Consider the following 16,237-nt stretch of genomic DNA (forward strand, 5'->3'; position numbering starts at 1 on the left):
CTCAGCGCCAGCCGAGCGCGGGGGCGACGTGGGTCAGGATCGCCTCGATGACATGGGCGTTGTAGTCGACGCCGAGCTGGTTGGGCACGGTCAGGAGCAGCGTGTCGGCCTCGGCGATCGCCTCGTCGCCCTTCAACTGCTCGACGAGCACATCCGGCTCGGCGGCATAGCTGCGGCCGAACACGGCGCGCGTGTCCGCCTCGATATAGCCGAAATGGTCCTGGCTGTCGTCGCCGCCGAAATAGGCGCGGTCGCGGTCGTCGACCAGGGCGAAGATCGAGCGGCTGACCGACACGCGCGGCTGGCGCTGGTGGCCGGCTGCCGTCCAGGCGGCGCGGTAGGCGCGGATCTGCTCGGCCTGCTGCACATGGAAGGGCTTGCCGCCCTCGTCGAACTTGAGCGTGGAGCTTTGCAGGTTCATGCCCAGCCTGGCCGCCCATTCGGCGGTGGCGTTGGTGGCCGCCCCCCACCAGATGCGCTCGCGCAGGCCTTCCGAATGCGGCTCCAGCCGCAACAGGCCCGGCGGGTTGGGAAACATCGGCCGCGGGTTGGGCTGCGCAAAGCCCCGGCCGCGCAACACCTCCAGCAGCACTTCGGCGTGCCGGCGGGCCATGTCGGCATCGGTCTGGCCTTCCTGGGGCACATGGCCGAAATAGCGCCAGCCGTCGATCACCTGCTCGGGCGAGCCGCGGCTGATGCCGAGCTGCAGGCGGCCGCCGGCGATGAGGTCGGCGGCTCCCGCGTCCTCGGCCATGTAGAGCGGATTCTCGTAGCGCATGTCGATGACCGCGGTGCCGATCTCTATGCGGCTGGTCCTGGCGCCGATCGCTGCCAGAAGCGGGAAGGGAGAGCCGAGCTGGCGTGCGAAATGATGCACCCGGAAATAGGCGCCGTCCGCCCCCAGTTGCTCGGCCGCCACGGCCAGCTCTATGGATTGCAACAGCGCGTCCGAAGCCGAGCGGGTCTGCGATTGGGGCGAGGGCGTCCAGTGCCCGAACGACAGGAAACCGATTTTCTTCACGAGCATGGCCCCGGTTGGTGCAAACCGGTCATATATGGGCCGGGCCGGCAGCCATGCAATGGGAGAGGGTCCGCGGACCGATCTGCCGCCGTCGGCGAAACCGTCGGTCGCGCCCGCGAAGCCGTCTGCGGGGCCGAGCGAGGCAGCCGCGCGCCAGGCGGGGCAGGGGGCTTTTCTGCGTGGGTCGAATGAAAACCCGGTCGTTGCGGGTTCCGCCGTGTGCCTATTCCGAGACCTTTTTGACGAACTGGGATTTCAGGCCGATCTGGCCGAAGCCCGGGACCTTGCAGTCGATGTCGTGGTCGCCGTCGACGAGACGAATGCCGCGAACCTTGGTTCCGACCTTGATCGTCGAAGACGAGCCCTTGAGCTTCAGATCCTTGATCACGGTCACGGTGTCGCCGTCCGCAAGGACGTTGCCGACGCTGTCACGAACCTGATGCGCGTCGTCGGCCTGCGTTCCGGGGGACCATTCGTGGCCGCATTCGGGACAATTGAGAAGCGCATCCACCTGATAGGCGTAGGCGGAGGAACAGGCGGGGCAGGGAGGCAGGCTGTCGGTCATGGCTTCAGCCTATAGCCCGTCGGCCGCTTGCGAGCTACCGCAAGCGTGGGCGACATTCTGCCTCCCTCGGACGCGCCGACCTGGAGCGGGATGCCTTGTCCCGGGCCTTTCGTCTCGCGCCGGCATGTTGTTCATGGCGCATGGCTCGTCGAAAAGATCTGCAGCGTTTCGCGATCAGGTCCCGCTCTACAGCCCGCTTGCCTTGGTCAGATTCACCCGGAAGCGGTCGCGGCGGCGCTGGTATTTGCGCGTCATCTCGGCGCTGGCGTGGCCGAGCTGCTTCTGCACGTAGCGCTCGTCGACCTCGGCCGAGGAGGCGAGGCCGGCGCGCAGCGAATGGCCGGCAAACAGCCTGCCACGTTCGCCCTCGGCCAGGTCGCCGCGCACGCCGGCGGCGAGCGCCGTGCGCTTGACCAGGCGGGCGACCTCCTGGGCGTTGAGGCGCTCGGGGCCGACATTCTTTCCCTGGCCGGTGACGCGGCGGAACAGCGGCCCATGTCCGATCTTCGCGAGCTTCAGCCAGGTCTGCAGCGCGACGACGGGGCAGGTCGCGTCCGCGGACCCCCGGCCGACCTCGACCTCGCGCCAGCCGGTCTTGCCGCGCACGGTCACCAGCACGCCCTTGCCGGGGAAGACTTCGATCCAGCCGCTGCCGTCCCCGGTCTGGTCTCGGCCGACATCGAGCCCGACGAGCTCGGAGCGGCGCAAGGCCCCGGCAAAGCCGAGCAGCAGCATGGCGCGGTCGCGCAGGCCGCGCAGCGTGCCGCGGTTCAAGGTCTCCAGCATGGCGATCAGGTCCTGCGGCAGGATCGCCTCCTTCTGCCGCGGCGGCGCGGCGTGGGTATTGCGGATGCCGGCCATGACGGTGGCGATGGCGCGGTCCTGCCGGTCCAGCCGCTGGCCGCGCTGGGCAAAATTCCAGGCCAGTGCCGACAGCCGCCGCTCGATCGTCGCCACGGATTTTTTGGCCCCCGAAGCCGCGGCCGCGGCACTGCCGGAGGCGAGCGCGGTGATGTAGAGCCCGACCACCTGCGGATCGGGCGGCAGCGGATCAAAACCCTGGCGCCGGCACCAGCCGGCAAAATGCTTCCAGTCGGCGGCGTAGGCGCGCCGCGTGTTGGCGGAACTGGCCGCCTCGACATAGGCGCGCGCCTGCTCGGCCAGGCCGTCGAGATGGGCGGGCAAGGCAGGCTGGACCGGCGCAGGGACAGCGCCGCCGGGCCGGCCCTCGCCGGCGGCAAGTCGATGATCTGGCCGATGGTTTGGCCAATGGTCTGGCGTATCGCGTGCCGAACGCGGCGCAGCCGGACCGCCTTCGGGCGCAGCGGAAGCCGCGCCGGAGCTTTCGAAGGATGGCGAAGGCCCGACGGGCCGGGCGCCGGAGCCGCGGGCTTCGGTTGCCGGCGCCTGCGGCGCCCGGCCCATGTCCAGCACCATGTCGACGATGTCGGGCAGGTCGGCGGCGCGCGGCGTATCGTGCCCGGCCGAGCCCGCCAGCGCTGTCTGGTCGACAGCCTGCCGATCGGCCGGGGGTGGCGTTTCCTGTGCTCGGGCGGAGCCGTGCCGAGCCCGCTTTTCGGGGTTTTGATCGACGAGAGAGGCCATTTTCCCTATAAAGCAGATAACGAACGATAAGGCAACATTATCGGTCGTTGTGTAGAAGCGACAGGACGTGCGGATAAGAGCGAAATATCTCGATTACACCGCACATCGCGTTGAGGCTGCACACGATGAATCGGCAGCTCCGCCCGCCTCCTACATCACCATCCCGGTCCCGCGCGTGCCGGCATCGGCGACGCCGCGCGCCAGGAACGGGGTGGGGGTCGAGGACCCAATCGAAGCCGCCTTCCTGGCCGGCAGCGCCTTGAATGCGCTGGACAATCTGGTGCAGGCCGATCCCGAATGGGGCGGCGCCTGGCGTCATGGCCGACCAGATCGTATTGTGATCGATGGTAGCCAGACAAACCGGGAGGCAATCATTGCCAGCGATGGCAAAGGCCCTCCGAGATCGATCACGGGGATCGCTGAAACCAATCAGCATTCGGCAGAGCCAGTACCTCAACAATCGCATCGAACAGGATCATCGACGTATCAAGCGCCGGATCCGATCCATGCTCTGCTTCAAACCGATGACCTGCGCCGCGACGATCCTGTCCGGCATCGAGATGGTTCACGTGATGCGCAAACGATAGGCAAAGTACTTCTGCAATCCGGCACCGTCACTTGCCGAGCAGTTCGATATCCTCGCTGCATAGCGGCATCGGGCATTGGGGTTAATCCGTCCCCCCGAAGATGAGTTTGCGACAGAACCCAAGCTGTCAATGACCGTGGAATCGGGACCCTGTATTTTCGTGCAAAAGGGACCCCGGTTTTGGGGTTGATGAAGGGCACGGCGGTTAGCGCCCGATCAGGCGAAGCTGGTCGGGGTTGCACAGCCTGATCGGGTGCGGTTCGTTGGTTTTTGGCTTTAGCTTTGAGAGCGGCTCTTGAAGCGCCAGGATTCGTTTCCGGTCTCGACGATCTCGCAGTGATGCGTCAGGCGATCGAGCAGCGCAGTGGTCATCTTGGCGTCGCCGAAGACGGTGGGCCATTCGCCGAACGCCAGATTGGTGGTGATGATGACGCTGGTGCGCTCGTAGAGTTTCGAGACGAGATGGAAGAGCAACTGCCCGCCGGCCTGGGCGAAGGGCAGATAGCCCAGTTCATCGAGCACGACGAAGTCGAGCCGGGTCAGGTGATCGGCAATGCGCCCCTGGCGGCCGGCACGGGTCTCGGTCTCCAGCCTGTTGACCAGGTCGACGACATTGAAGAAGCGGCCGCGCGCGCCGTTGCGGATAAGCGCCCGGGCAATGGCGATGGCTAGATGGGATTTGCCCGTGCCGGTGCCGCCGACCAGGACGACGTTACGCTGATCGGCGACAAAGGCTCCGCCGGCAAGATCGCGGATCAGGCTCTCGTTGACGGGCGTGCCGGTGAAGTCGAAGTCATCGACGTCCTTGGCCAATGGCAGCTTGGCGACGGTGAGCTGGTATTTGATGGAGCGGGCCTGCTTCTCCGATATCTCGGCCTGCAGCAGATCGCCGACGATCTTCGGAGGTTCGTGCTGCCGCTTGATGGCGACGCCCATGATCTCGTCATAGGCTGATCGCATCCCGTAGAGCTTCAGCGTGCCCATCAGTTCCAGAACCTCGGTGCGTTCCATGATTATCTGCTCTCCTTAGACGGTCATAGCGGGCGCAGTCGGCGATCGGCTCGTGAGCCAGCTTCAGCGCCTGGGGAATGGAAAGGATCGTGCCCGGCGCCGGGTCGCGGCGGCGGGCCAGGATGTTGAGGATCACCGCCGCCGACGAGACGCCGTGATCGAGCGCCTCCTGACAGGCCGCCTCGACCGCGTTCAATCCGTCGCTCAGCACACAGGTGAGGATCGACACCATCTGCCGGTCGCCGTCATCGGCGGCCTTGAGCTTGCGGCGCACCTTCTCCATGGCCGACGGCAGAACCCAATTCTTGAACGGTGCGCCGTTGCGCAGTCCACCGGGCTTGCGGGCCAGCACCGGGACGTAATGCCAAGGGTCGTAGATCACCTCGTTGCGGCCGAAGCAGCGGGCATGTTCGCCCACGACCACGCCGTCCTGGCGGATGACGATCCGATCGGCATAGGCATGGATCTCGACCGGCCGGCCGACGGCGCTCGACAGCACCGAGTATTTGTTGTTGTCGAAGCGCACCGTGCAGGTCTTCGACACCGAGGCGGGAATGCAGTGGAAGCCGTCGAAGCGCCCGGCATAGGGGATGAAGCTGCCGCGCTCCTCCTCGAACACCTCCCAGATCGTGCGGCCGTCCTGTTCGGGGTGCCGGTGCGCCTTGGCGTAGGAGACGCATTTGTCGGCCAGCCAGCCGTTCAGGTCCTCCAGCGTCTTGAAGCGCAGCCGCGGCGTGAAGAAGCGCTCGCGCACCAGCCCGACCTGGTTCTCGACCTGGCCCTTCTCCCAACCCGACGCCGGCGTGCAAGCTTCCGGTTCGACAAGGTAATGTCCGCACATCTGCGCGAAGCGGCGGTTGTAGCGGCGATCCTTGCCGATGAAGATCGCGTCCACCGCCGTCTTCATGTTGTCGTAGATGCCGCGCGTGCAGGTTCCGCGGAAGAAGGCGAAGGCCCGATCATGGGCGTCGAACACCATCTCCTGCGTCTCGCGCGGATACGCCCGAACAAAGAACATGCGGCTATGACAGAGCCGCATGTGCGCCACCTTCACCGTAACCGTCACGCCGTCCAGCAGGACGACCTCGTGACTCCAGTCGAACTGATAGGCTTCGCCGGGCGCAAAGCTCAGCGGGATATAGGCCTCGGCCGCGGCGCTGCCGCGTTGCTCTTCCCAATCCTGCGCATGCCGCCACACTGAGCTGTAGCTGCCGTCATAGCCGAGGCCGCGAAGCTCCTCGAAGATCCGGATCAGCGTCAGCCGTTCCCGCTGCGGCTTCGCTGCATTCGCCGACAGGAGCCCGTCCAGCTTCTCGCGCCAGGCCCCCATGCGAGGATAGGACTGATGCTTGCGCTCGTACCGGAACTCCGTCTCGTCCGAGCGCAGCACCTTGCGGACCACTTTCCGCGAGATCTTCAGCTCCCGGCAGATCGCCTTGATCGACTTCCCCTGCACCAGCGACAGCCGGCGTATCTTTGCAATCGTCTCCACAACCAACATCCAAAACACAAATGCCTCCGATCAAACCGGAGGCACTTTGATGACCCCACGTTAAGGGGTCCCGTTTGGACGAAAATTACCCCTCAAACAGGGTCCTCATTCCACGAAAAATCACAGGAAAGCCCGACGCACGCCGCACTACGTGAACTGCAGGAAGAACTCGGCACGAAACTGGTCGAGATCGTGACGAGCACCGGTTCCTGGCTTCAATATGAACTGCCTGACGACGTGGTGCGCGGCGCAACTCACGGCCGCTGGCGCGGACAACTGCAGAAATGGTTTCTCATGCGCTTCACGGGCCGGGACACGGATATCGACATCGCCACCGAACGTCCCGAATTCTCGGACTGGAAGTGGGTTTCTCCGGCGGAACTGGTTCGATTGATCGTACCTTTCAAACGCCCGCTCTACCTTGCCGTCCTTCAAGAGTTCGATGCCCAAATGCCGAGATAAGGTCCGGTTTGCCCCAAGCGTGAAAGGCATGTGCGGTTCATAGCCCGAACCTGGAGCACCTATGTCATGCCGGCGGTCCGTTGGCGCTCCCGAGCGCGCGCCAGCTCGATCTGGCGGCGCGGCAATGAGGCGGGGAGGGGGCTCCGGAACGGGCGATGGCGATTTGCCGCCTCACACGGCGCTTCGGTAGCGCGCGTGCGCTTCGGCGATCAGCTTCCGCGCCTCCGTCACACCGCCCCAGCCGATGATCTTCACCCATTTGCCGGGCTCGAGATCCTTGTAATGCTCGAAGAAGTGCCGGATCTGCTGCAAGGTGATCTCGGGCAACTGCCGCGCCTCTTCCACATGTTCGTAGCGGCGTGTGATCTTGTTCGTCGGCACCGCTATGATCTTCTCGTCGGGGCCGGCCTCGTCCTGCATCAGCAGAACGCCGATCGGTCTCACGGCGATCACCGCGCCTGGCACGAGCGCGCGGTTGTTTGCAAGAAGCACATCGCAAGGATCGCCGTCGGCCGACAGCGTCTTGGGAATGAAGCCGTAGTTCCCGGGGTAGCGCATCGGCGTGTACAGGAACCGGTCAACGACCAGCGCGCCCGATTCCTTGTCCATCTCGTATTTGATCGGCTCGCCGCCGATCGGAACCTCGATGATGACGTTCACCTCGTCGGGAAAACGGCTTCCAATCGAAATGGCGTCTATATTCATGACCTGCCTCGCTCGGTTGCCGGACCCGCGTCGCAAGACGCGATCCGCGGACAATCAGGATGCAGGAGTCATCAGCCGGGCGGCGGTTACGGGGGAACTCCATCCCCGCGGATATATTTGGCGCACATTCCGCCCGTCGGCAAGTGCGCAGGGCCCGGACGCGCAGCTGCGGAGAGACGATTGCCGCGCACCGCACGCACCCTATCTTCTGCGGGGGATGGAGTTCCCCCGTAACCGCCGCCCGGCTGATGACTCCTGCCGTTCAACGGGCGAACCGATGCCGGTCGCCGTGGCAGGGTGGTCGCTATGGATTTGCGCGAGTACGAGCAGGCCAAGTTCGGCTTGGCGGAGATTCTGCGGTCGGCGGCGCCGCTGGCGGGGGCGGATCGGGACGGCGGACAGAAGGATCGTTTCCAGGATCTGTTCGCTCGGCTGGCGGAAGACCGCTTCAACCTGGTCTTCATAGGCAGGTTCAACCGCGGCAAGTCGTCCCTGATGAACGCCATGCTCGGCACCGGCCGGCTGCCGACCGGCATCGTGCCGCTCACCTCCGTCATCACCACGGTCCGCTATGGCACCCATGAGAAGGTCACCCTCGCATATCGGGGGACGCATCTCGATATCGAGATCGCCATGGAGGATCTGGCCCGATATGTCACCCAGCAGGGCAACCCCGCAAATGCGCTCGGCATCGCCGCCGCCAACGTCGAGCTGCCCGCGCAGATCCTGCGCCGCGGCTTCTACTTCGTCGATACGCCCGGGCTGGGTTCGGCCATTGCCGAAAACACGCTGACGACGGAAACGTTCCTGCCGGAGGCCGACGCGCTGGTGCTGGTGACGAGCTATGAAAGCCCGCTTTCGGAGGAGGAGATCCGGCTTTGCCGGGCGGCGGCCGATACCGGCCTGCGCGTCTTCGTCGTCATCAACAAGCACGATATCGTGTCGGACGACGAACGGCGCGAGGTCGGGGACTTCGTGCGCGGACAATTGCGGGCGCGTTTCGGCGACGCCGTGCCGCCGGTCTTCTCCGTCTCGGCCCGCGACGGACTGGCGGCGAAGCTGGGGCACGATTCGTTCCTGCTCGCGTCGAGCTGCATGCCGGAATTCGAGGCGCACCTGACCAGCTTTCTTCTCGAGCACAAGCAGAGCCGGTTTCTGGCGCGGATGTGCGGCCGGATACGCGACCTGTTGGAGCCGCATGCGCACTCGCAGGGTATCGCAGACCTGCTTGGGCGGGTCGACTCGCTGGTCCGGAGGTTCGACCGGCGCAGCGACAGGGTGTCATGCGCGGATCCGCCGCTGGAAGCGGAGGAAACCGCTTTCACCTTACGGCAGCTCCGCTCCTGCGAGATCTGCGCGAAGGTTGACGATGCCATGTGGGAGTTTCTGCGGCGCTATCAGTACGACCTTGTCGCCGATGGCGCCCAACGGGCGAAATTCGCCGCACGATCGGGTTTCTGTGTGTTCCACACATGGGAATATCGATCGATCGCCTCGCCCTACGGCGCCTGCGTCGGCGTGCCGCCGCTGCTCGACCGGCTGGCGGAGCAGTTGCGGACGGTGGCAAACCCGGAACGGCGGCTCTCGACATCGAAGGGGATTGCGGCGGCGCAGCCCGCCTCGCATGACGAATGCGTTCTTTGCGGCGTGCGCGACAAGGCCGAGGCAAAGGCCATCGCGGCTCTGGCGGAGCGCATGCGCAACACCCCGGCCGAGACGCTTTCGCGGCTGTCGGCCATATGCCTGCCGCATCTTTCCATGCTCGCCGCCGCAAGCCAAGACGATCCTGTGGTGCTGCGCGCGCTGGCTGCGCATCATGCGGCCCTTCTGGAACGCGTCTCGGAAGACATGCGCAGCTTCACGCTGAAGCACAATGCGGTTCGCCACTATCTGGAGACGAAGGAGGAGCAAACTGCCGCCGAGCGCGCGTTCCTTTTGCTGGCCGGCTACCGAAACGTCAATTTCGAGACGGGGGCGATCGCTTCGAAAGCGCACCGCCCGAAGCCTGCGGCACGCCCCGCTATTATCGATGCCGACCATGTCGAGCCCGAGGCCTGACATCGAGGCCGCCATCGGCTTCTTGTGCCCGTTGCACGAGGGCGACAGCGGCGTGCCGGCAGCTTTCGCCTGTGGCCAGGAGCGCGTCCCCTCCAGTCATGGGAATTCGGCCATCTATGGCGGATCGTATGGATGGGCGAGCGCAGGCCGGTTCCGCCATGGAAGCTGCGATCAGGAAGTATGGCCTGACGCCGATCGCGCGCGTCATCGGCGGCGCCACCGCCGGCGTTGCCCCGCGCATCATGGGCATGGGCCCGGCCCCGGCGACCAGGAAGCTGTGCACGCGGCTGAACTGGGAGCGGCGATGCAATGTCCAACCCATATTACTGGCCAATCCGAAGACGCCCAGCGTCTCCGACCAAATACCGGAGTAAGCCCCCATACCGGAACTTCGCTCAGTGAACTCAAGGCTACAATATCAAAACTTAGCAACTTGACGAAGTTTTCTCTTGTGCTGTCGGCAAATCGTATGATAGTTAGCGACATGGCTAAGCATGATCCCGATCTCTCGCTGCTCTTCCACGCTCTGGCCGACCCGACCCGTCGATCGATCCTGACCCGGCTCGCCGAAGGGCCAGCGCGGGTGACCGATCTGGCCGGCCCCACGGGCCTGCGTCTGCCCACGGTGATGCGGCATCTTTCCGTGCTGGAGGAAGCAGGGTTGATCGCCACGTCCAAGGACGGGCGGATACGCACCTGCGCCGTCGTACCCGAGGCCCTGGACCCGGTGCGGACTTGGCTCGAGGAACAGCGGACCATCTGGGAAGCCCGGCTCGACCGGCTGGATGCATTCGTGATGAACGTGATGAAGGAACGCGCAGAATGACACCGAACCTGAATCCCGACAACATGCCTGCGGCGCGTGATCATGCGCAGGGCCGCTTTGCGACGCTGACTTTCGAGCGGGACGTGGCCGCGCCCTTGTCGACGCTGTGGCAGGCCTGGACTGCCCCGGCCGCACGCGCCGTCTGGGCCGCGCCGACGCCGTCGGTGAATGTGGAATTTCTGGAGGCCGATACCAGGATGGGCGGACGCGAGGTCTCGCTCTGCAAGGTCAAAGGCCAACCGGACATCCGTTGTGAATGCGGTTGGCTGGAGTTGCAACCGGCGGTGCGCAGCGTGAACTACGAGGTCATCTCGTCCGAGGGCGTGACCCAATCGGCGGCGCTGGTGACGGCCGACTTCTCGGGCACCAACGAGCGCAGCCGGCTGACCGTGACGGTGCAGCTTTCCTCGCTGGGCGAGGATATGGAGGCCGGCTATCGACAGGGCTTCGGCGCGGGACTGGACAATCTCGCCTCAGTCGCCGAGCGGACCATGGTGCTGCAGCGGGTGATTCAGGCGCCTCGGTCCATCGTGTGGGGCGCGTGGATGAACCCCGAGGCGCTGCCGCAATGGTGGGGGCCGGACGGATTCTCCTGCCGCACGAAGAGGATCGACCTGCGAACGGGCGGCGAGTGGGTATTCGACATGATCGCGCCTGACGGCACTGTCTTCCCGAACCATCATCTCTACGTCGAGGTCCGGCCGGAAGAAAAGATCGGCTATACGCTGCTATGGGGCGAGAACGGGCCGAAACATGCCGACGCCTGGGCCTCGCTGGAAGATCAGGACGGAGCGACGAAGGTCACGCTGGGCATGGTGCTCAACACGGCTGCCGAGTTCCAGGAGGCGAAGGGCTTCGGTGCCATCGAACTGGGTCTGCAAACCCTGGGCAAACTGGAGCGCTTCGTTACATCGCGCTGACGTGGTCAGGTTCGCGCCGGTTCGGAGAGAGACGCAGGCTTCCTCGAGTATGGCCGCGGCAGGCTTCCGCCGTATGAGAGGCCACCGCAGCGGGAGGCAACCTGCATCGATCAGGCTTCGGTAGACAAGAAACCATACGCCGACGTCTTGCCGGGGATGCCGAACTTTGGAGGGCTGGGATCGGGCCGGCCAAGACGTCAACATAACGGAAATCGCAGAATTGCCCGAAATAGCGGTATTTTCTATCGAAGACAAAAATTGCTATAATCGAAAATTCATGTTGTGGCTTTGCATTTAGCAGCCTAACCTCTTTCGACAAACATCCGGCGTACAGCCGGAGCTTTTGGGGAACGAGGAGATCGGGCGTGCTGTCCGCTACGGGGATCGAGAAGGCATTTGGCGGGGTGCGTGCCCTTTCCGGCGCGACGCTGGAATGCTCTGCCGGCGAAATCGTCGGCCTGATCGGACCCAACGGCGCCGGCAAGTCGACCCTCGTCAATGTCGTCACCGGCTTTCTCAAGCCAGACATGGGCAGCATCGTGCTGGATGGGCGCGAGATCGCGGGTCGCGATCCGCAGCGGATTTCCGATGCCGGCATCGCCAGGACGTTTCAGAACCTGCGCGTCTTTCGCGAACTCACCGTCCGCCAGAATGTCGAGGTGGCATTCCTGCGCTGCCGCCAGTTGCGCCCGCAAAAGGCTGCCAATGTAGATGTCGACGTCCTGCTCGCCGAGTTCGGGCTTGCCGAACTGGCCGACGCTGCGGCAGGCAGCCTGCCCTACGGCACCCAGCGCTGGATGGAAATCGCGCGCGCAATGGCGACCGCGCCCGACATCCTGATGCTGGACGAACCCGCAGCCGGCCTCAATGACGAGGAGACCAAGCGTCTGGGGCAGACGATTTCCGCCATTTGCGAAAGGACAGGGGCCGGTATCGTGGTGATCGACCACGATTTGCGCTTCATCAACAGCATCTGCGCACGGATTTTCGTGATGGATCAAGGGCGATCGATCGCCGTGGGCGAACCGGAGGCGGTCTGGAAGGACCCGAAGGTGATCGAGGTCTATGTGGGCCCGGAAGCGGCAGTGTGAAGACCAACAGCTTGGCTAGGGGAGATGAAGACATGAAACGCATTCCAACGATAGGCATGGCGCTGGGCGCTGCGCTGGTTTTGTGCGGCGGGGCTTTCGCTGACGACGCCGAGATCAAGATCGGCCTGGCTGCTTCGCTGACCGGGCCATACGCGCCATATGCCGAGGTCGAGGGCGCGCGCTGCATGGCCGACAAGCTGAACAAGGCCGGCGAGGGCCCGAAGATCACGCTGCTGGTGGAGGACACCCGCTCGGAGCCGCAGCTTTCCGTCTCCATCGCGCAGAAATTCCTCGATCAGGGCGCACAGGTCATCACCGGCATCCCGTTCCCGGATTCGCTCATTCCGCTGTCGCAACTCGCCGCGAATTACGGGGCGACCGTGTTCTCGACGCCGAACACGCAGGTCGAGATGCAGGTCGCCGGCTTCGACAATTTCCTGGCCGGTGCGGTTCCCGATCCGGTCAACGGCGCGGCCACGGCCGAAGCCGTCTACAAGGCGGGCGCACGCACGGCCGTCATCGTCACCTCGGCCGATGCGGGTTCCTGGTCCGAGATGCTGCCCCGCTGGTTCGGCCAGGCTTTCGAACATCATGGCGGCAAGGTGGTCGGCGAACTGACCCATTCGCTCGGCACCACGGACTGGTCGCCGCAGATCGCGCGGCTCAAGGCGATGGACCCCGTGCCTGACGTGTTCATGATTTCCTCGATGCTGCCGGATGTCGGCATCCTGATCCGCCAGTTGAAGGCCAACGGCTATGACGGCTGGATCGTGGGCACGGACGGTTTCGACGATCCCTCGCTGGAGGGCTCTGTCGGCGACGCTGCGGCGCTCGAAAAGGTGATCTTCGCCACCCATGGGCCCACCGGCCTGGACAGTGAAATCGATGCCTTCCTCGCCGGGTGCAAGGCGGCCGGCTTCAAGGTGCAGGGCATCTTCGATGCGTTGGGTGCCGACATGGTGCTGGAAACGCACGCTGCAGCGGTCAAGGCCGGTTCGGTCGATCCCGTGGAGATCCGCAAGGCCTTGCGGGCCGAAGGCGGCAATCCGGGCATAACCGCGCCGGTGATCTCCTATGCCGAGAATGGCGGTTTCCCGGTCAAGACCGTGCCCGTGATCGGATTCAAGGACGGCAAGCGCGTCCTTGTCTCGGACTCCAACCCGTCTTTCGTCCCCTCCTGGCGATAAGCGGATGAGCGCCTTGCTGCGGCTGGAAGGATTGACTGTCGACTACGGCCCCGTGCGGGCCGTGCACGGTCTCGACCTGACGGTCGCGGCAGGGGAGCTTGTTGCGCTGCTGGGGCCCAACGGCGCCGGCAAATCCTCGACCATCGGAGCGATCACCGGCCTGGTGCCGTGCAGCGGCAAGGTGATGTTCGACGGTGCGGACATAACGCGGATGCCGGCCGAAATGCGGGTCGAGCGCGGCATCGCCGCGTCGCCGGAAGGGCGCCGCGTGTTCGCCAACCTGTCGGTGGCCGAGAATTTGCGCCTCGGCGCGGCCACGCGGAAGGATTCGACCGCGATGCGCGCCGATATGGCGCGATATCTTGAGCTGTTTCCCGTACTTGCCGAACGCTACGACCAGCCGGCCGGCACGCTTTCCGGCGGTGAGCAGCAGATGCTCGCGATTGCGCGCGCCCTGATGAGCCGCCCGAAGCTCCTGCTCCTGGACGAACCTTCGCTCGGCCTCGCGCCGCTGATCGTCGCCCGTATCTTCGATTTCATCGGCCGCCTCAAGGCAGAGGGCATGACCGTGCTTCTTGTGGAACAGAACGCCGCGCAGGCGATGCGCTTCGCCGATCGCGTCTATGTGCTCGCCACGGGACAGACCTCCTATGCGGGGCCCGCGTCCGAACTTGTGGGGTCCGACCTCATGGCCATGTATCTGAGAAGTTGAGACCATGGAATATCTGGTCCAGCAACTGGTCAACGCGCTTGCCTTCGGCTCCGAATATGCGCTCGTCGCACTCGGCCTCGCAGTTGTCTTTTCCATCATGGGGCTCGTCAACTTTGCCCATGGCGAGGTCATCGGCGCCTCCGCCTACACGGTATTCCTGGCCGCGGGCCTCGGCTCGCCGGGCGCCGCCGTCGTGCTCGCGGTTCTGGCGGCGATGGTCGTCTCCGTCGCCCTTGAACGCGTCGCGTTCCGTCCCGTGCGCAACGCACCGACGACGACGGGCCTGCTGACCGCGTTTGGCGTCAGCATCTTCCTGCAGAACCTGTTCCAACTCCTGATCTCGCCGCGCCCGCAGGCATTCTCTCTGTTCAACGGGATGAGCACGACCTGGCATCTGGGCCCCTATGCCGTTTCCTCGTTGCAGGTGATGGAATTCGTGATCGCGGCCGTCGCTATGGCCGCTCTGGTGCTTTTCCTCAACCGCTCGACGCTGGGCATCGCGATGCGCGCGGCCTCGCGCGACTTCTCGACCGTGCGCCTCATGGGCATCCGCGCCAACCGCGTGATCGCCGCCGCCTTCGCCATTTCGGGCGCTCTGGCGGGCATTGCCTGCGTGTTCATACTGGCGCGGCGGGGCGGCGTAACGCCGGACATGGGTTTTTCACTGGTACTGAAGGCTTTCGTGGCCTGCGTCATCGGGGGTTTCGGCTCGCTTGTCGGCGCCGCCGCCGGCGGCATACTTCTGGGCTTTATCGAGGTCGGCCTGCTTGCGGCGCTCCCCCAGGAAATGGGCGGCCTGAAAGAGGCGCTCACCTACGTCATCGTGACGCTGATCCTGCTCTACAAGCCGGAGGGCCTGTTCGGCGCGCGGCGCGAATTGGGCGACAAGGAATTCTGAGCATGGTCGATGCGGTTTCCAGCATGTCCGGTCGGGCGGCGCCAAGAAGGCCATGGTGGCTGACGGGTTTTGGCGGCGGGCTTGTCACTGCGCTGCCGGTGCTCCTGATCGGCCTGGCCGTCATGATGCTTGCGCCGAACTACCATCAGAACCTTGCCGCGACCGCGGCCATCAACCTCATCATCGTGGTTGGCCTGCAGGTGTTCATGGGCAATTCGGGAGTCGCGCATCTCGGCCACAGCGCGTTTGTCGGGCTCGGCGCCTACGGCATGGCCATCTTGGCCACGCCCGTGATGATGAAGCGGCTTTCGATCCCGAATGCGCCGCTTGGGCTGGCGCAGGTGCAACTTCATCCGCTCCTCGCGGTCGCCGTTTCTCTCGCTATCGTCGCCATCGTGGCCATGGCTTCCGGACGGGTGATCGCGCGCCTGTCCGGTATTGCCGCGACCATCGTCAGCCTGGCCTTTCTCATCGTCGTGCATTCGATGTTCCTGCATTGGCCGGCCCTGTTCAAGGGCAATCAGGGTTTCTTCGGCATACCGCAGGTCGTCGGCCTGCCCGGCGTCCTGGGCTGCACGGTTGCCGTCATAGTCATCGCGCGTCTGTTCCGCGAAAGTCCCAACGGGCTGCAACTGCGCGCCACGGCGCAAAACGCGCAGGCGGCGGACGCGCTTGCCATCGATGCCAGGGCGCTGCGGCGGCAGGCTTGGCTCTTGTCGGCGCTGATCTGCGCCTTGGCGGGCGTGCTCTACGCGCTGCTCGCCGGCACGATCAGCCCGCGCATCTTCTACTTTCAGCAGGTGTTCATGACGCTGGCCATGCTGATCCTTGGCGGCATGGGTACGGTGACCGGCGCCGTCGCCGGCACGCTGATCCTGTCCATCGGGCTGGAGATGATCCGCAGCCTCGAAAGCGGCGTCACGGTGGCCGGCATCGAGCTGCCGGCAATGCTCGGCCTTTCCGGCGTCGCACTCGGCGCGGTGATCGTCTTGTGCATGTCGCTGCGCCCGCAAGGCATCTGCGGTCCCTATGAATTGGATGAAATGCTGACCAGAGCGCTCAGGCGCGTTCGCGGCGGCCGGTGACCGAACAGGAGAA

General features: G+C 64.9%; 15 protein-coding genes, 2 pseudogenes and 2 riboswitches. Of the genes and pseudogenes, 11 read left to right on the top strand and 6 right to left on the bottom strand.

The features are described 5' to 3' along the window. Position 1: 1 nt before the first annotated feature. The 3 genes from ACTDI4_RS00635 to ACTDI4_RS00645 all read right to left on the bottom strand — a co-directional run bounded on the left by ACTDI4_RS00635 (position 2) and on the right by ACTDI4_RS00645 (position 3,191). The gene (locus ACTDI4_RS00635) at positions 2-1,021 is read right to left on the bottom strand and encodes an LLM class flavin-dependent oxidoreductase (RefSeq protein ID WP_442839284.1); all 1,020 of its coding nucleotides are present in this window, start codon (positions 1,019-1,021) and stop codon (positions 2-4) included. A gap of 223 nt (positions 1,022-1,244) precedes the next feature. After that, positions 1,245-1,586 carry a zinc ribbon domain-containing protein YjdM gene (locus tag ACTDI4_RS00640; RefSeq protein WP_442839285.1) on the bottom strand — a complete coding sequence of 114 codons (342 nt, stop codon included), beginning with the start codon at positions 1,584-1,586 and terminating at the stop codon, positions 1,245-1,247. 186 nt (positions 1,587-1,772) lie between these two features. Continuing rightward, positions 1,773-3,191: a tyrosine-type recombinase/integrase gene (locus tag ACTDI4_RS00645; RefSeq protein ID WP_442839286.1), complete on the bottom strand. Its 1,419-nt coding sequence runs from the start codon at positions 3,189-3,191 to the stop codon at positions 1,773-1,775. Between the two features lie 313 nt (positions 3,192-3,504). On the opposite strand from ACTDI4_RS00645, the pseudogene ACTDI4_RS00650 reads away from it, so the two are divergent. Continuing rightward, positions 3,505-3,841, top strand: a pseudogene (locus ACTDI4_RS00650) (DDE-type integrase/transposase/recombinase); the annotation flags it as partial. A gap of 212 nt (positions 3,842-4,053) precedes the next feature. Here the strand turns inward: ACTDI4_RS00650 and istB are convergent. Both istB and istA read right to left on the bottom strand, forming a co-directional pair. Continuing rightward, the gene (istB, locus tag ACTDI4_RS00655; RefSeq protein WP_442839287.1) at positions 4,054-4,788 is read right to left on the bottom strand and encodes an IS21-like element helper ATPase IstB; all 735 of its coding nucleotides are present in this window, start codon (positions 4,786-4,788) and stop codon (positions 4,054-4,056) included. Next, positions 4,721-6,289, bottom strand: a complete 1,569-nt coding sequence (gene istA, locus ACTDI4_RS00660; RefSeq protein WP_442839288.1) for an IS21 family transposase — start codon at positions 6,287-6,289, stop codon at positions 4,721-4,723. Before istA ends, istB begins: the two co-directional genes overlap by 68 nt. Positions 6,290-6,364: 75 nt before the next feature. Between istA and ACTDI4_RS00665 the strand changes: the two genes are divergently transcribed. Next, positions 6,365-6,742: an RNA pyrophosphohydrolase gene (locus ACTDI4_RS00665; protein ID WP_442839460.1), complete on the top strand. Its 378-nt coding sequence runs from the start codon at positions 6,365-6,367 to the stop codon at positions 6,740-6,742. A 171-nt stretch (positions 6,743-6,913) separates the two neighbouring features. Here the strand turns inward: ACTDI4_RS00665 and ppa are convergent, their stop codons facing one another. Further along, entirely contained in the window at positions 6,914-7,447 is a 534-nt protein-coding gene (gene ppa, locus ACTDI4_RS00670) for an inorganic diphosphatase (protein WP_442839289.1), read from the bottom strand. A 55-nt stretch (positions 7,448-7,502) separates the two neighbouring features. Further along, positions 7,503-7,563: riboswitch (Fluoride riboswitch) on the bottom strand. An 88-nt stretch (positions 7,564-7,651) separates the two neighbouring features. Then, a riboswitch (Fluoride riboswitch) is annotated at positions 7,652-7,712 on the top strand. Positions 7,713-7,753: 41 nt separating this feature from the next. Here ppa and ACTDI4_RS00675 point away from each other — a divergent pair. From ACTDI4_RS00675 to ACTDI4_RS00715, 9 genes and pseudogenes are all read left to right on the top strand, one after another. Then, entirely contained in the window at positions 7,754-9,505 is a 1,752-nt protein-coding gene (locus ACTDI4_RS00675; RefSeq protein WP_442839290.1) for a dynamin family protein, read from the top strand. Positions 9,506-9,660: 155 nt separating this feature from the next. Next, positions 9,661-9,795: pseudogene (locus tag ACTDI4_RS00680) on the top strand (3-oxoadipyl-CoA thiolase); the annotation flags it as partial. 194 nt (positions 9,796-9,989) lie between these two features. After that, positions 9,990-10,331, top strand: coding sequence for an ArsR/SmtB family transcription factor (locus tag ACTDI4_RS00685; RefSeq protein WP_442839291.1), 342 nt, complete (start codon positions 9,990-9,992; stop codon positions 10,329-10,331). Next, positions 10,328-11,251, top strand: a complete 924-nt coding sequence (locus tag ACTDI4_RS00690; protein WP_442839292.1) for an SRPBCC family protein — start codon at positions 10,328-10,330, stop codon at positions 11,249-11,251. The genes ACTDI4_RS00685 and ACTDI4_RS00690 overlap by 4 nt, the downstream gene beginning before the upstream one ends. Before the next feature lie 365 nt (positions 11,252-11,616). Beyond that, a complete protein-coding gene (locus ACTDI4_RS00695) occupies positions 11,617-12,342 on the top strand; it encodes an ABC transporter ATP-binding protein (protein ID WP_442839293.1) in 726 nt (241 codons plus the stop codon). Between the two features lie 32 nt (positions 12,343-12,374). Continuing rightward, positions 12,375-13,529, top strand: a complete 1,155-nt coding sequence (locus tag ACTDI4_RS00700; protein WP_442839294.1) for an ABC transporter substrate-binding protein — start codon at positions 12,375-12,377, stop codon at positions 13,527-13,529. Between the two features lie 13 nt (positions 13,530-13,542). Continuing rightward, complete coding sequence (locus tag ACTDI4_RS00705; protein ID WP_442839461.1) at positions 13,543-14,241, top strand: ABC transporter ATP-binding protein; 699 nt, start codon at positions 13,543-13,545, stop codon at positions 14,239-14,241. Positions 14,242-14,245: 4 nt separating this feature from the next. Beyond that, the gene (locus ACTDI4_RS00710) at positions 14,246-15,139 is read left to right on the top strand and encodes a branched-chain amino acid ABC transporter permease (protein ID WP_442839295.1); all 894 of its coding nucleotides are present in this window, start codon (positions 14,246-14,248) and stop codon (positions 15,137-15,139) included. A gap of 2 nt (positions 15,140-15,141) precedes the next feature. Continuing rightward, on the top strand, positions 15,142-16,224 hold the full coding sequence (locus ACTDI4_RS00715; protein ID WP_442839296.1) for a branched-chain amino acid ABC transporter permease: 1,083 nt from the start codon (positions 15,142-15,144) through the stop codon (positions 16,222-16,224). Positions 16,225-16,237: the final 13 nt, after the last annotated feature.

It is taken from the genome of Mesorhizobium sp. PUT5 (genome assembly GCF_052216645.1).
Classification (GTDB): Bacteria; Pseudomonadota; Alphaproteobacteria; order Rhizobiales; family Rhizobiaceae; genus Mesorhizobium.

Excerpts from the sequence above, each read along its gene's own strand:
- ACTDI4_RS00640 (WP_442839285.1), bottom strand. The coding sequence starts at position 1,586 with ATGACCGACAGCCTGCCTCCCTGCCCCGCCTGTTCCTCCGCCTACGCC.
- ACTDI4_RS00645 (WP_442839286.1), bottom strand. The coding sequence starts at position 3,191 with ATGGCCTCTCTCGTCGATCAAAACCCCGAAAAGCGGGCTCGGCACGGC.
- istB (WP_442839287.1), bottom strand. The coding sequence starts at position 4,788 with ATGGAACGCACCGAGGTTCTGGAACTGATGGGCACGCTGAAGCTCTAC.
- istA (WP_442839288.1), bottom strand. The coding sequence starts at position 6,289 with ATGTTGGTTGTGGAGACGATTGCAAAGATACGCCGGCTGTCGCTGGTG.
- ppa (WP_442839289.1), bottom strand. The coding sequence starts at position 7,447 with ATGAATATAGACGCCATTTCGATTGGAAGCCGTTTTCCCGACGAGGTG.
- ACTDI4_RS00675 (WP_442839290.1), top strand. The coding sequence starts at position 7,754 with ATGGATTTGCGCGAGTACGAGCAGGCCAAGTTCGGCTTGGCGGAGATT.
- ACTDI4_RS00685 (WP_442839291.1), top strand. The coding sequence starts at position 9,990 with ATGGCTAAGCATGATCCCGATCTCTCGCTGCTCTTCCACGCTCTGGCC.
- ACTDI4_RS00690 (WP_442839292.1), top strand. The coding sequence starts at position 10,328 with ATGACACCGAACCTGAATCCCGACAACATGCCTGCGGCGCGTGATCAT.
- ACTDI4_RS00700 (WP_442839294.1), top strand. The coding sequence starts at position 12,375 with ATGAAACGCATTCCAACGATAGGCATGGCGCTGGGCGCTGCGCTGGTT.
- ACTDI4_RS00710 (WP_442839295.1), top strand. The coding sequence starts at position 14,246 with ATGGAATATCTGGTCCAGCAACTGGTCAACGCGCTTGCCTTCGGCTCC.
- ACTDI4_RS00715 (WP_442839296.1), top strand. The coding sequence starts at position 15,142 with ATGGTCGATGCGGTTTCCAGCATGTCCGGTCGGGCGGCGCCAAGAAGG.